The sequence below is a fragment of the Acetobacter pasteurianus subsp. pasteurianus LMG 1262 = NBRC 106471 genome, assembly GCF_000285275.1.
GTDB classification, from domain to species: domain Bacteria; phylum Pseudomonadota; class Alphaproteobacteria; order Acetobacterales; family Acetobacteraceae; genus Acetobacter; species Acetobacter pasteurianus.
The window spans coordinates 1-13607 of record NZ_CADO01000026.1 but is presented as its reverse complement, the minus strand read 5'-3'; the positions used below and the strand labels follow the sequence as shown (position 1 = coordinate 13607).

Genomic DNA, 13607 nt, shown 5'->3' with positions numbered 1-13607 from the left:
TGCAACAGTTGTTTGTACTGGAAAGGTTCATTCCCGATGTCCGACGCATCTTCAGCGCCTGCAAGCGCCGCCGCGGCTGATACCCGCATACCGGTTACCGTGCTGACCGGCTTTTTGGGCGCGGGCAAAACCACGCTGCTCAACCACATTCTCACAGCCGAACACGGCCGCAAATACGCCGTGGTGATTAACGAGTTTGGCGAACTGGGCGTGGATAACGATCTGGTTGTGGATGCAGATGAAGAAGTGTTCGAAATGAACAATGGCTGCATCTGCTGCACCGTGCGCGGAGACCTGATCCGTATTTTGAACGGGCTGATGAAACGCCGCGGCAAGTTTGATGGCATTATTGTAGAAACCACCGGCCTGGCAGACCCCGCCCCCGTGGCCCAGACCTTTTTTGCCGATGAAGACGTGCGCGCAAAAACCAAGCTGGATGCCGTGGTAACGGTGGTGGATGCCAGCAACTTCCTGACCACACTGAAGGACAGCCCCGAAGCGCACGAACAGGTTGCTTTTGCGGATGTAATTATCCTGAACAAGACAGACCTTGTAGATGCCGCCGAGCTAAAGGCGGTGGAAGATGCCATCCGCAAGATTAACGCCGTAGCGCCCATCTACCCCGCCAAAAAAGGCAACGTGAAGCTGACCGACGTGATGGACCGTGGCGGGTTTGATCTGGAACGCGTTTTGGAGAACACCCCGGATTTTCTGGAACACACGCCAGAACACCACCATGAAGGGGATATCACCAGCGTTTCCCTTACCGTCAAGCAGCCGCTGGATGCCGGGCGCTTTCAGGCATGGATTGGCGCATTGTTGCAGGAAAAGGGCGGCGATATCCTGCGCACCAAGGGCATTCTGGATTTTGCAGGCCAGCCCGATCGCTTTGCCTTTCAGGCCGTGCACATGATGGCAGATGGAGACAACATCGGCCCGTGGAAGAAAGATGAACCGCGTGAAAGCCGCCTTGTGTTCATTGGTCGCAACCTTAACCGGCCCCAGCTGCGCCGCGGGCTTGAAAGCTGCATTGCCGCATGAGCACCGAGACACAAACCCTGCGCGGCCTTATTGAAAAACGTGGTGCACACATCAAGGTGGAAGGTGAAATTACCGCCTGCGCCGCCACGCGGGATAACAGCCGCTTTGCCTTTACCACCGGTGAAGGTGATGTGGTGGTGGTGCACCGTGAAGACCAGCTTACGCCGGAGGCATGGAACACCTATGCCGTGCATGATGGCCCTGCCCTTTCCCTTTCTGCCGATACGCTGCCCGATTGCTTTTTAACGGGTGGTGATGATGGCCGCCTGTGCCGCCTTGATCCATCTGGCGAGATTGAGGAACTGGGCAAGGGCCGCCGCTGGGTGGAGCATATTGCCACCTATGTAGATGCCAAATCTGCCGTGATTGCCGCCGCTGCTGGCAAGAATGTGGAACTGCGCGATGCCACGGGCCGCACCGTAACCCGCACGCTGGAACACCCCACCACCGTGGGCGGCATTGTGTTTGACCCCAAAGGCAAGCGCATTGCGGTTTCGCACTACAATGGTGTTTCCGTGTGGTTCACCCAATCCAAGGATGGCAAGCCCCGCCAGTTGGAATGGAAAGGCAGCCACCTTGATATTGCCATGCACCCGGCGGGTGATGCCGTAGTAACCGCCATGCAGGATAATGACCTGCACGGCTGGCGGCTGGCCGATGGCCACAACATGCGCATGAGCGGCTACCCCACCAAGGTGCGCTCGCTCTCCTTTTCCAAAAACGGCAAATGGCTGGCCACCAGCGGGGCTGACATCGTTGTGATGTGGCCGTTCTTTGGGGGTGGCCCCATGGGCAAACCGCCCATGGAACTGCCGGGCGCAGGCGGTGCGCTGTGCACCCGCGTGGCTTTTCACCCAGAGCAGGAGGTTGTGGCCGCTGGCTTTGCGGATGGTACCGTTGTAATGATGGAACCATCTACCCAGCGGGTTTTGCCCGTATCACTGGGCAAGGCGGGGGCCATTACGGCGCTGGCCTATAGCCCAGATGGCTGCACGCTGGGTTTTGGCACCGAGGAAGGTGTAATTGGTGTGGTGGATTTAGCCGCTTCCTGATTACGCTAGCTTCGGTCATCAAAACGGCGCGTACCACGGTAGAACACAATAAACGGGTGCGTGAGATCAACAAGTAGTGGATTGCACGGCACTCCTCCGCACCGCATGGTGCGGAGCAAGGGGGATATTGTGGGATGAGTGATCGGTTTCGGGTGGTTATTGTTGGCGGCGGTGTTGCAGGCATGGCTATTGCAACGCGGCTGGGCAACAGCCTTGGGCGCTCCGGCAAGTTGGATATTACGTTGGTGGACAAGGGCTTCAGCCATGTGTGGAAGCCCATGTTGCACTGCTTTGCCGCGGGCACGGCCAAAAACGAGAATGACCGCATCACCTTTATCTCCCACGCTGCGGCGCATGGGTTCCGCTTTTGCTATGGTGAAATTGCCGGGATAGACCGCGCCGCCAAGCGCCTGAAGCTGGCCCCGCTGGAAGAAGAAGACCACGAGGTGCTGCTGGATGAGCGGTATCTGGATTACGATGTGCTGATTTTTGCCATTGGCAGCCGCGCGAACGATTTTGGCACACCGGGCGTGGTGGAAAACTGCATCTTCCTGGACAACATTGTAGAAGCCAATAACTTTAACGAGCGCTTCCGCCATGCGGTTATTCAGGCCTATGGCCGGGGTTCTCCGCTGGATATTGCCATTGTGGGCGGTGGCGCCACGGGCGTGCAGCTTGCGGCAGAACTGCACAAGGCGCTGGATATTGGCTCCCTTTACAACTTCACGCCTGTTACGCCGGAAATGCGCGTCACATTGCTGGAAGCCGGGCCGCGTATTCTGCCTGCCTTCCCCGAAAACGTGTCTGCCGCCGCGCAAAAGCAGCTTGAAGCGCTCAAGATCAAAGTGCTCACCAGCACAATGGTGAGCGGTGCGGACGAGCACGGCTTTATGCTTAAAGATGGCACCCGTGTGGATGCGCAGTTCCGCGTTTGGGCGGCTGGCGTAAAAGCCCCGGATGTGACGCGCCAGATGGATGGTTTGGAATGTGGGCGTGGTGGCCAGTTTTTGGTGCGCCCCAATTTGCAGACCACGCTGGATGACAGCATTTTTGCTGTGGGCGATTGCGCCTTTATTAGCGATAGCCCGCTTGCCCCCACCGCACAGGTGGCCCGCCAGCAGGCACATCATCTGGCACGCTATCTGCCGGGCTTTATCTTTAACAAAAAGCCCGTGCCCGCCTTTAAGTTCAAAAACCGTGGGGCCATTGTGGCTTTGGGGGATTACAACGGCTGGGGCGCTTTTGCAGATGGCAAAACCTTCGGCGGCGGCTTTATGCACGGCCTCAGCGCACGGCTTGGCCATATGGCGCTGTACCGGCAACATCAGTTTGAACTGTACGGGCCATTCCGCGGCATGATTGCCTGCTTTACGGATTGGCTGGATGGCTTTGTGCGCCCACCCGTGCGGATGGACTAAGCTAAAACTTAACACCGCCCATAAATACGCGGTTTATAAAAAAGCATTCCCGCACCGGCCTGTTTAAAACATCAGCCAGTGCGGGAACCTGATAACGCAAACCTGCCACACAGGGGCGGCCCACCCGTATAAGAGCCAGACCAGACAGGTTCACCGCATCCTGCCTGCCCCCTGTATTTTTAAAGCGCCTGCTTTGTGTGTTGGATAAACCCCACAATGCGGGCCTTTATGCACCCTGCCGTGCCAACAGCTTTTCTATCCGGCTATCTGATTAGTCCAGATACTTAGCCTTGCCTTCATTCAGCAGAGTAATGAAGGAATCACTTGTCATTTCCTCCACCTTGCCTGCGCTATCTTTCAACCGCACCTTGCTGTCACCATCATTGATAACACCCAGCATTTCGTATTTGGTGCTGTCGATCTGTACCGTTTTATTTTTCGTGCTCATCAATCTATCTTTCATGGCGGGGTTAAACCCCCCGCCTGTTTTTTCAGCCTGCCTTAATGGCAATCTGGCGTTCTGCCGGTTTGGCTTCCGCTTTCTTGGGCATGGTTACTGTCAGCACACCGTTTTTGATGGTGGCAGAAATTTTATCCACGTCCACATCTTCAGGAATGGCAAAGGAATCTTCAAAAGCGGCAAACTGGCGGCCTGCAACGTGGTGCTTTGTGCCTTCTTCCAGTTCTGGCTTTTTCTTTTCGCCACTAATGGTCAGCAGCCCGTTGGCTGTGCCCAGCTTGATGTCATTTTCAGAACAGCCCGGCACTTCCGTGGCAACCACGTAGGCACTGGCGTTTTCTGTAATATCGGTGGCGCCCAAGCGGCTTGTGGCTGCTGCGGCCCCTTCTGGTGTTTTAAAATCTTCAAACAAACGGCTCATCTGCCGCTGCAGAACAGAAAACGGATCTGCCACCCGTACAGTGCCAACAGGAACGCGCACAACTGGGGAGCGGCCCGTATTCACATAACTGGTCATTTTATCCTCCTTGTTCTGGCACAAGGGCCCGGCACGCGGCACCCTTGTGATCACGCTTAGGAGTATCACCGCTTTCTGATCGCCCCTCCCTTGATCCAGATCAATTTTACATACCCTGATTCAGCGTGCCGGAAATGCGTGCATGTCATAACATCGCTTCCCATATCTAAAGAACAATGCAGCGTTTTTAACAAACAATATGCAGATGCCCTCTACACTTTACGTATAGAAGGCACCTGCATGATCGGGCATATTGGGGAGAGTTTGGGGGTTAGGCTGTAGCGTCCATCCGGGCCATGCTCAGCGCGGCTTCGGGGTCTTTTACAAACACGGCAATGGCTTTGTTGACATCTGTTGCACACTCAAGCTGCGGCAGATGGCCTGTTTCTTCATACACTGTTACGGGAATGACATCTGGCAGGCCGGATGCGTTGGAAACAGAAAGAATTTCATCTTCCTTGCCCCAGAAAATCTGGGTGGGTGTTTCCGCCCCAGCTAGCACCGGGCGCAGATCATCCGCCTGATGCCCGTTGGGAAAGCACGCCTTGGCAATAACGTGCAGGGCATCACGCGCGCCATCCAGCCTGCGGGCGCGCAGCACGGCATCCACCATCTTCCGGCCCACAAGGGCTTTGTTATGCACCAGCATTTGCAAAACAGCTTTCATATCGCGGCTGCTTTCACTATCCACAAACGCGCTGATGAAATCTGAATTCACATCCTTGCCCAACCCGGCGGGGGCCAGAAGGTTCAGGCTGGCAACCTGATCGGGGTGGTCTCGCAGCAGGATCAGCGCAATGCCGCCCCCCAGAGAATGGCCCACCACATGGGCTTTTTCTATTTTAAGGGTTTTCAGCAATTCGCTCACCACACCGGCCAAAAACGCCAGCGTGCCTGTGCCCACGTTTTTGGAGGAAGCCCCATGCCCCGGCAGGTCAAACGCAATCACGCGCCTGTCTGCGGCCAAGGCATCCTGCGTGAGCAGCCAGTTGCTGATATCTCCGCCAAAACCGTGCACCAGCACAATGGGCGTGCCCGTATGTGTGCCCACATCACGCACATTCAGCGTGTGTTCCCCCACTGTTACCGGCTTGGGTTCCCCGGCGTTGGCATCCTGCGTGGCGGCGGCATCCTGCGGGTTTTCGGCATGAAAGTTCTTGATAAAGGCTTCAATATCCACATCTGGCGTTTCGGCATCGGCCAACACGCCAATCAGCGCGCCTACGGGTAGGGTTTCCCCCGCCTCTGCCACCTGTTTGCGCAGCACACCTGCGGCGGGGCTTTCATAACTGCTGGTAATTTTGGTGGTTTCAATATCCGCCAGTTCATCACCCTGCTGCACGCTCTGGCCAACTGGCACCGTCCATGATGCCAGCTTGCCTTCTGTCATGGCCAAACCGAACTTGGGCATGGTGAGGGCTGTAATGGTGTTGGGCATGGCTTATGCAACCTTCTGTTTCTGGCTGGAAGTAATGGAGCGCACCGCAGCTGCAATTTTATTTGCATCCGGCATGTACAGCTTTTCCAACGGGGTGGAAAACGGCACCGGCGTATGCGGTGGCACCACGCGGCGGATAGGTGCCTTGAGGCTGAAAAACGCTTTTTCCGCCACAAGGGCAGAAATATCGCACGCCATGTTGCAGCGCGGGCTGGCTTCATCCACCACCACAAGGCGGCCGGTTTCGGATACGGATTCCAAAATGGTTTCCTCATCCAGCGGGGATGTGGTGCGTGGGTCTATTACCGTGCAGCCAATGCCCTGCTTTTCCAGCTCATCCGCTGCGGCGTTGGCCATGCTCACCATGCGGCCAATGGCCACAATGGTGACATCTTCGCCTTCGCGCGTAACGTTCGCTTCACCAAACGGAATGGTGTAGGCCTCATCGGGCACATCTTCCTCATCATCATACATCACCTTGTTTTCAAGGAAGATCACGGGGTCATCATCCCGGATGGCTTCTATCAGCAGGCCCTTGGCCTCGTACGGTGATGACGGGATAACAACCTTAAGCCCCGGAATATGCGTAAACAGCGGGTAAAGCGCCTGGCTGTGCTGGGCCGCCGCACTAAACCCTCCGCCATACATGGCCCGGATAACCAGCGGCGTGGTGGCCTTGCCGCCAAACATGTAGCGGAACTTCGCCGCCTGATTCATGATCTGGTCCAGACAACAGCCCACAAAATCTACAAACATCAGCTCGGCCACGGGGCGCAGGCCGGTGGCGGCCGCACCTGCCGCGGCACCAATGTAGGAGGCCTCGGAAATGGGCGTGTCCAGCACGCGGTCATCTCCAAACTCTTCCCACAGCCCTTTGGTCACACCCAGCACACCGCCCCAGGCATCTGTAATGCCCGCAGTGCCGCCACGGCCCCCGGCAATATCTTCCCCCATCAGAATCACCCGTGGGTCACGCCGCATTTCCTGCCGCAGGGCTTCGTTAATGGCCTGTCTGAAACTTTTCTTACCCATTGTTCTGGTTCCCGTTTGCCTGTGTGACTGAAAAACTGGTGGAGGGGTTAGTAACGCGCATACACATCGGCCATCAGGTCCTTGTCCTGCGGCCATGGTGCCTGCTTGGCGGTTACAACCGCGCTTTCCACCTCATCTGCCACGGCGGCGTCTATTTCATCCATATCGCCTTCGGGCAGCAGGTTTTCCGCCACCGCGCGGGCGCGAAACTTTTTGAGGCAATCATGATCTTTCTTTTGCTCGGCCACTTCTCCGGCCTTGCGGTAGGTCATGGCATCGCCTTCAAAGTGCCCATACCAGCGGCTGAGATGCACATGCAGCATCACCGGCCCTTCGCCAGAGCGTGCGTGATCTATGGCGGCACGGGCTGTTTCATACACATCAAAAAAGTCATCCCCTTCGCAGGAGAAATACGGCAGACCAAACCCGGCGGCCCTGTCCTTTTGCGTGCCTGCACAGGCATAGGCTGCGCCTGTGGCCTCGCCATATCCGTTGTCTTCCACCACAAACACGGCGGGCAGATGCCATACGGAGGCAAGGTTCATGCTTTCCAGCGTGGTGCCCTCGTTAGAGGCTCCATCACCAAAAAACGCTACGGCCACACCGTTATCCTTAAGCGTTTTGTGCGAAAGTGCTGCCCCGCAAATAAGCGGTGGCCCGCCACCCACAATGCCATTGGCCCCCAGCATGCCCTTGGAAAGATCCGCAATATGCATGGACCCTCCCTTGCCCCGGCACACGCCGGTATGGCGGCCATAAATTTCGGCCATCATGCCGCCCACTTCCACGCCCTTGGCAATGCAGTGCCCGTGGCCACGGTGGGTGCTGGCAATGGTATCGTTATTTGTAAGGTTGGCGCACACCCCAACGGCCGAGGCTTCCTCGCCGCAATAAAGATGCACAAAGCCGGGAATTTCTCCTGTGGCAAATTCCACGTGCAGGCGTTCTTCAAAAACACGAATGGTACGCATGCTCCGATACGCACGCAGCAGGGCTTCTCTTGAAATCTGAACCGACATGTTCTGCCTGACCTTTCCATACATCTGCACAGCGTTACACGGGTGCCAACGTAGGGAAGAAAGGCGGCGTTCCGGCCTATAGGGGCTAATCTATGTTCTTAACGCATATGTGATATTACTATTTCAATATAATAACGTGTTTTCAGGCAGTTAGCCTCACGCTTTTGCGAACAGTTCTCAATGTTTGTCATGAAAGCGTCACGCACAATGGTCCGGCAAGGGGCTAAAGGACTGCTCATCCTGTTTGGAGGAGAAGCAGACAATGTGTGCTGAACCAGTTACTGCAATGCAGCCCGATGCACATAAGCCCAAGTGGCGTGAAGCCGTGCGTGAGCGCTGGCGCACCACTTTGCTCTATGTGTGGGAACGTAACGGCACCCCGCACCCGTATGCAGCCCTGCCGCATACCGCACGCCGCAAGGTGTGCGCAGGTGCACGCCCTGCTACAGCGGCCCATGTGGCCGGCAAGCCGGCCCACGCCGTCTGAACCCTGACAGCAGGACGGGAAAAGGTCTGCTTTTCCCCTATAGAGTGAAATTGACAGTCAGGAAAAATCCATGTCCGGCACGTTGCTGAGTCCGGCTGCCGCACCACGCCCCAACATGAAGGGAGGCACCAATCAGGCCTTCCGCATGTTCTTTCTGGGCGTGGTCGCGGCAGCTCTTGTTTTTGTAGGGTATAGTGTTCTGGCAGACCTGCGGTCTGCTGGTGAAAACGGCATGGCCATTGGGGCCTTTGCACTGCTGGCTCTGGCGCTTTTGATTGCGCTGGGCTTTGAATTTGTAAACGGCTTTCATGATACGGCAAACGCCGTGGCCACCGTTATTTACACCAACAGCCTGCCCCCGCTGGTGGCGGTTGTGTGGTCTGGCATGTGGAACCTTGCTGGCGTTCTGGTTTCATCCGGGGCGGTGGCGTACAGTGTTGTTACACTTCTGCCAGTAGAGCTTATCCTGCAGGTTGGCAGCGGTGCCGGCCATGCCATGATTTTTGCCCTGCTGCTTTCCGCCATTATCTGGAACCTGGCCACATGGGCCTTTGGCATTCCCAACAGCTCCTCCCACGCTCTGGTGGGGTCCATTCTGGGCGTTGGTTTTGCCAACCAGCTGATGTCTCCTGCCGGTAGCGCCCTGTATGGGGTGGACTGGTCTCAGGTGCGCAAGGTGTTTTCCGCCCTGCTGTTCTCCCCCGTTTGCGGCTTTGTGCTGGCTGCGGGCATGTTGATCCTGATGCGTGTGGTTATCCGCAATGCGGCCCTGTATCGCGCGCCAGAGGGTGATGCCCCGCCGCCGCTGTGGATCCGTGGTTTGCTGGTGGGCACCTGCACGGGTGTTTCCTTCTTCCACGGCAGTAACGATGGGCAGAAGGGCATGGGCCTTATCATGCTTATCCTTATTGGTGCGGCCCCCACGGCGTATGCGCTTAACCGCGCCATTCCAGATGACATGATGCCCGCCTTTGTGCAGACCGCACAGCAGGCCGCCCATGTGTTTGAAGTGCACGGCTCCGCCGCGCCAAGCCTGCCAAGTGCAGAAGAAGCCCGCGCACAGGTAACAGATGCGCTGCGCACCAAAACAGTGGCCCGCCCGGAAATCTATTCCGCCCTTGGCGTGCTGTCTGATGATATTGCACAGTCTGTTAGCAACTATCACTCCCTGCAGGCCATTCCGGCTGCTGCTGTGCCAAACGTGCGCACAGACATGTATCTGGTGGCAGAAGCCGTGCGCAACATGGGCAAGGTTTCCGGCTTTACGGGTGATGAAAGTGCCGAGCTAAGCAAGTTCATGGGCCAGCTTAACGCAGGCACACGCTTTATTCCCACATGGGTTAAAATTGCCGTGGCGCTGGCTCTGGGCCTTGGCACCATGGTGGGCTGGAAGCGCATTGTTGTCACCGTTGGTGAAAAAATTGGCAAAACCCATCTGACCTACGCACAGGGTGCTGCGGCAGAACTGGTGGCCATGGGCACCATTGGCCTGGCAGAACGCTATGGCCTGCCGGTTTCCACCACGCACATCCTTTCCAGCGGTGTGGCTGGCACCATGGTTGCCGGTGGCGGTGGCCTGCAATGGGCCACCCTGCGCGCCATGGCCATGGCGTGGGTGACAACCCTGCCCGCCGCCATGCTGATCAGCGGCGTGCTTTACTTCATCTTCCGCCACATCTTCTAATAAATCAGAGCGGGGCACCCCAAAGTGCCCCGCTCTTTGCTTGAGGGCCTTGGATATGACAGATCAGGCAACAGATACCCTTCGCGCTGCAGAACATGAACGTGAGCGGATGCGCCAGGAAATTATTGATGACCTGGACGAAGAAATAGAACTGGAATTGCAGGAAGACGGGCTGGACGGCAGCATTTCCGAATCTGAAAACGCCTTCCGCCGTGAGTATTTTCGGGAACTGGTGCGCCTACAAACCGAACTGGTGAAGTTGCAGGATTGGGTGCAGGCCACCGGCCAGCGCATTGTGGTGCTGTTTGAAGGGCGCGATGCCGCAGGCAAGGGCGGCGTGATCAAACGCATTACCCAGCGGCTAAACCCCCGCATCTGCCGCGTGGCCGCCCTGCCCGCCCCAACAGACCGTGAAAAAACGCAGTGGTATTTCCAGCGCTATGTGGCGCACCTACCTGCCGCGGGTGAGATCGTGCTGTTTGACCGTAGCTGGTATAACCGCGCCGGTGTGGAACACGTGATGGGCTTTTGCACTGATGAAGAATACGAAGAATTCTTCCGCTCTGTGCCGGAGTTTGAGCGCATGCTGGTGCGCAGCGGCATCAAGCTGGTGAAATACTGGTTCTCCATCACCGATGATGAGCAGGAAGCCCGCTTCCGCGCCCGTATGGAAGACCGGCTGAAGCAGTGGAAGCTCAGCCCCATGGACCTTGAAAGCCGCCGCCGGTGGGAAGCCTACACAAAGGCCAAGGAAACCATGCTGGAAAAATCCAGCATCGAGGAAGCCCCGTGGTGGGTTGTGCAGGCCGTGGACAAAAAGCGCGCGCGCCTGAACTGCATTAACCACCTGCTCTCTCTGGTGCCTTACAAACCTGTGCCCCGCCCCGAAGTGGTGCTGCCCCCGCGCGTATATCACGCTGATTACGAACGCCAGCCCACACCAGACGCCATGATCGTGCCCGAAATCTACTAATCTGCGCGGGCAGGAACGTGTTGTGAGTTCACGGTTTTTATTAAATTGTGAACTCACATGTTCCGAGATTTTTTCTTGCTTTTACAAAAGAAAAACTAAATTTTTCGTGAAAAAATGTGGCTTTTCTTTGGTGTTGCAACAAAGCCACGCCAACACCACCAAAATAAATAAAAACGAACTCAAACAAACATAAATTCGTTTGTAATAAATACTTATAAAATAAATTTTATATTTATTTATTTTTCAAATATCAGCCAATAATAATAAATAACTTAACTTAAAAACTGTAAATATAAACAATTATATGTTTTATATTTATCTTCAACAAAAGAAAACAATTCCATAAAGTATATTTTATAAGAACATTATGTATTGTTTCTTTTGATATAACTAAAAATGCTTTCAGAATCCTGACGTGAGTCTATATGTTGCTAATTGCTTAACTTTTTTGAGGTGCTTTATGGCAACTGATACATGGACTGGCGCTGCCGGTGACGGAAACTGGAATACCGCAGGCAACTGGTCCGATGGTGTTCCGACATCAGATTCTGACGTGGTGATTGATACAGACACCACCAAGAATCAGGCCATTACTATTTCAGGATTTACAGAAATCGGTTCTCTTACCGTTTCTGGCGCAACAGGCCTTACCATTCAGGGTTCAGGTATCACTGATACTTTGTCAGTTGATAACAACGTCAGCTTGGATAACGATAGCGGCGGCGTGCTGTTTTCTTCCCTCATCGCAAATATCACCGGGAATGTAACAGGTAGTGGTGCTACGGTCATTATCAAGGAAGCTAGCGTCCAAGTAAATGGCGCTACTTATGAGCCAATAACCTCATTCTGGCCTGTGCGTGATAGCTCTATACCGAATACGCTTAGTTTGTATGGTGGGCAGAGGTCTGCCGGGACTGTCATTAATTTCTCAACTAACGATAGGATTTCATTCGGTGGGCGTGGTGATAACCAGATCGCTCTCGAATGGATTTCAACGGGTGACAATACGTACGAAGTTGTTAATAAGGCAGACCCAACCGACGTGCTCATTCAGTCCGTCACTCTGGTGGCTGGGGAAGATACAAGCCGGTTCACATATGATGATACATCAGGCACCATCAACTGCTTCCTTGCCGGCTCCCTGATTGAAACGCCAGAAGGCCTGCGCAAGATTGAAGATATGCAGGTTGGTGATGCCGTTTGCGTTTATGCAGATGGTAAAAAGGAAGTCAGCCACGTAACATGGGCAGGCCATGCCTCTGTGCAGGTCAACACCGCCCTGAAGCAGGATGAAGCCGCCTACCCCATCCGCATTCTGGCCAATGCTCTGGCAGACAACGTGCCCAGCACAGACCTGCTGATTACGCCCGAACACTGCCTGTTCTTTAACGGCAAGTTTGTGCCCGCGCGTATGCTGGTAAATGGTGGTTCCATTTTCTATGATACCTCCATTACATCTTACGAATACTACCACATTGAAACCGAGCAGCATGCCGTCATCATGGCAAATGGTGTGCTCACAGAAAGCTATCTGGATACGGGCAACCGTGCCTCCTTCCAGCAGTCTGGCACAGTTGTAAGCATTGGCCGCAGCACCCCCGCAAAAAGCTGGGCGCACGATGCCGCAGCCCCACTGTGCGTAGATCGCGCATTTGTGGAACCCCTGTTCCATGCGCTGAACTATCGCAAAAACAGCGTTGCCGGGTGCCACGCTGCCCCCGCAGTTGTTGAAACAACCACAAATCCGGATCTGCATCTGGTAACGCAGTCTGGCGCCATTGTGCACCCCATGCGCCGCACCACACACCAGTACAGCTTTATGCTGCCGCCCAACACGCAATCTGTGCGCATTGTCTCCCGCGCCAGCCGCCCGGCGGATGTGATTGGCCCGTTTGTGGATGACCGCCGTTACATGGGCGTTGCCATTGCAGACATTCACCTTCTGTCTGCCGATGACAAGCACATCATCACAGCCCATTTGCAGGCTGAAAAACCCGCGGGTTGGTACGCCACAGAACCCGCAGGCTGCGTATGGACAAATGGTAATGCCGTGCTGCCGCTGGATGGGTACCTCACCCACGGCAACATGGGCATGCTTTCCATGACCGTACAGGCCGGTGGCCCCTACATTGTGGAAGACCATAAAGAAGTAGAAACACAGGCACACTCTGCCTGATTTTCTACCGTATTAAGGTATGCAGGCCCTTGGCATAAGCTTGGGCCTGCCTGCTTTTAGCGGGTGCCTTTGGCCATGTGCTAGTTCAACACGTGGCCATTTGCCACTTTGGTTACAAAGTCATTACCAATCTGGGCCACGGCTTTTTCACTGGCCTGCACCATGGCGCGCTTGAGTGCGCCGCAGCTACCAGCCACCGTGTTGCTACCCTGCCCGGTAATGGGCACCACCTGCACGGGCTGGCCCTGTGCGTTCAACGCGGATTTCTTCTGTGGTTACCGTCCGTTATGCAAGAGTTTTCTGACCCATA

At 55.5% G+C, this 13607-nt stretch carries 13 protein-coding genes; 7 read left to right on the top strand and 6 right to left on the bottom strand.

Annotated features, from left to right (window positions below):
* Nucleotides 1-36: 36 nt before the first annotated feature.
* The 3 genes from APA10_RS06445 (at nucleotide 37) to APA10_RS06435 (ending at nucleotide 3511) form a co-directional block, all read left to right on the top strand.
* Nucleotides 37-1041, top strand: coding sequence for a CobW family GTP-binding protein (locus APA10_RS06445; protein WP_035365710.1), 1005 nt, complete (start codon nucleotides 37-39; stop codon nucleotides 1039-1041).
* Nucleotides 1038-2093: a WD40 repeat domain-containing protein gene (locus APA10_RS06440; RefSeq protein ID WP_003622438.1), complete on the top strand. Its 1056-nt coding sequence runs from the start codon at nucleotides 1038-1040 to the stop codon at nucleotides 2091-2093. Before APA10_RS06445 ends, APA10_RS06440 begins: the two co-directional genes overlap by 4 nt.
* A gap of 134 nt (nucleotides 2094-2227) precedes the next feature.
* Complete coding sequence (locus tag APA10_RS06435; RefSeq protein ID WP_003622433.1) at nucleotides 2228-3511, top strand: NAD(P)/FAD-dependent oxidoreductase; 1284 nt, start codon at nucleotides 2228-2230, stop codon at nucleotides 3509-3511.
* Between the two features lie 271 nt (nucleotides 3512-3782).
* Here the strand turns inward: APA10_RS06435 and APA10_RS06425 are convergent, their stop codons facing one another.
* From APA10_RS06425 to APA10_RS06405, 5 genes are all read right to left on the bottom strand, one after another.
* Nucleotides 3783-3974 carry a hypothetical protein gene (locus APA10_RS06425; RefSeq protein ID WP_012812590.1) on the bottom strand — a complete coding sequence of 64 codons (192 nt, stop codon included), beginning with the start codon at nucleotides 3972-3974 and terminating at the stop codon, nucleotides 3783-3785.
* 28 nt (nucleotides 3975-4002) lie between these two features.
* Entirely contained in the window at nucleotides 4003-4557 is a 555-nt protein-coding gene (locus APA10_RS06420) for an Hsp20/alpha crystallin family protein (RefSeq protein WP_012812589.1), read from the bottom strand.
* A 202-nt stretch (nucleotides 4558-4759) separates the two neighbouring features.
* On the bottom strand, nucleotides 4760-5926 hold the full coding sequence (locus APA10_RS06415; RefSeq protein WP_003629031.1) for an acetoin dehydrogenase dihydrolipoyllysine-residue acetyltransferase subunit: 1167 nt from the start codon (nucleotides 5924-5926) through the stop codon (nucleotides 4760-4762).
* A 3-nt stretch (nucleotides 5927-5929) separates the two neighbouring features.
* Nucleotides 5930-6958 (bottom strand): alpha-ketoacid dehydrogenase subunit beta, encoded by a 1029-nt coding sequence (locus tag APA10_RS06410; protein WP_003622424.1) that lies wholly within the window; start codon nucleotides 6956-6958, stop codon nucleotides 5930-5932.
* 47 nt (nucleotides 6959-7005) lie between these two features.
* Nucleotides 7006-8001: a thiamine pyrophosphate-dependent dehydrogenase E1 component subunit alpha gene (locus tag APA10_RS06405; RefSeq protein ID WP_035365708.1), complete on the bottom strand. Its 996-nt coding sequence runs from the start codon at nucleotides 7999-8001 to the stop codon at nucleotides 7006-7008.
* Between the two features lie 238 nt (nucleotides 8002-8239).
* Here APA10_RS06405 and APA10_RS06400 point away from each other — a divergent pair, with 238 nt between their 5' ends.
* The 4 genes from APA10_RS06400 (at nucleotide 8240) to APA10_RS06385 (ending at nucleotide 13297) form a co-directional block, all read left to right on the top strand.
* Nucleotides 8240-8464, top strand: coding sequence for a hypothetical protein (locus APA10_RS06400; RefSeq protein WP_174714296.1), 225 nt, complete (start codon nucleotides 8240-8242; stop codon nucleotides 8462-8464).
* A 70-nt stretch (nucleotides 8465-8534) separates the two neighbouring features.
* Nucleotides 8535-10148, top strand: a complete 1614-nt coding sequence (locus APA10_RS06395) for an inorganic phosphate transporter (protein WP_003629028.1) — start codon at nucleotides 8535-8537, stop codon at nucleotides 10146-10148.
* Nucleotides 10149-10203: 55 nt separating this feature from the next.
* Nucleotides 10204-11121 (top strand): polyphosphate kinase 2, encoded by a 918-nt coding sequence (ppk2, locus tag APA10_RS06390; protein WP_012812584.1) that lies wholly within the window; start codon nucleotides 10204-10206, stop codon nucleotides 11119-11121.
* A gap of 415 nt (nucleotides 11122-11536) precedes the next feature.
* Nucleotides 11537-13297, top strand: coding sequence for a Hint domain-containing protein (locus APA10_RS06385; RefSeq protein WP_035365706.1), 1761 nt, complete (start codon nucleotides 11537-11539; stop codon nucleotides 13295-13297).
* Nucleotides 13298-13377: 80 nt separating this feature from the next.
* Here APA10_RS06385 and APA10_RS15115 read toward each other — a convergent pair whose 3' ends face one another.
* The gene (locus APA10_RS15115; RefSeq protein ID WP_003629025.1) at nucleotides 13378-13554 is read right to left on the bottom strand and encodes a hypothetical protein; all 177 of its coding nucleotides are present in this window, start codon (nucleotides 13552-13554) and stop codon (nucleotides 13378-13380) included.
* Between the last annotated feature and the right edge of the window lie 53 nt (nucleotides 13555-13607).

What these genes read in the sequence shown, in the direction of transcription:
- ppk2 (WP_012812584.1), top strand. Translation starts at nt 10,204, where the DNA reads ATGACAGATCAGGCAACAGATACCCTTCGCGCTGCAGAACATGAACGT.
- APA10_RS06410 (WP_003622424.1), bottom strand. Translation starts at nt 6,958, where the DNA reads ATGGGTAAGAAAAGTTTCAGACAGGCCATTAACGAAGCCCTGCGGCAG.
- APA10_RS06435 (WP_003622433.1), top strand. Translation starts at nt 2,228, where the DNA reads ATGAGTGATCGGTTTCGGGTGGTTATTGTTGGCGGCGGTGTTGCAGGC.
- APA10_RS06415 (WP_003629031.1), bottom strand. Translation starts at nt 5,926, where the DNA reads ATGCCCAACACCATTACAGCCCTCACCATGCCCAAGTTCGGTTTGGCC.
- APA10_RS06440 (WP_003622438.1), top strand. Translation starts at nt 1,038, where the DNA reads ATGAGCACCGAGACACAAACCCTGCGCGGCCTTATTGAAAAACGTGGT.
- APA10_RS06425 (WP_012812590.1), bottom strand. Translation starts at nt 3,974, where the DNA reads ATGAAAGATAGATTGATGAGCACGAAAAATAAAACGGTACAGATCGAC.
- APA10_RS06400 (WP_174714296.1), top strand. Translation starts at nt 8,240, where the DNA reads ATGTGTGCTGAACCAGTTACTGCAATGCAGCCCGATGCACATAAGCCC.
- APA10_RS06445 (WP_035365710.1), top strand. Translation starts at nt 37, where the DNA reads ATGTCCGACGCATCTTCAGCGCCTGCAAGCGCCGCCGCGGCTGATACC.
- APA10_RS06395 (WP_003629028.1), top strand. Translation starts at nt 8,535, where the DNA reads ATGTCCGGCACGTTGCTGAGTCCGGCTGCCGCACCACGCCCCAACATG.
- APA10_RS06405 (WP_035365708.1), bottom strand. Translation starts at nt 8,001, where the DNA reads ATGTATGGAAAGGTCAGGCAGAACATGTCGGTTCAGATTTCAAGAGAA.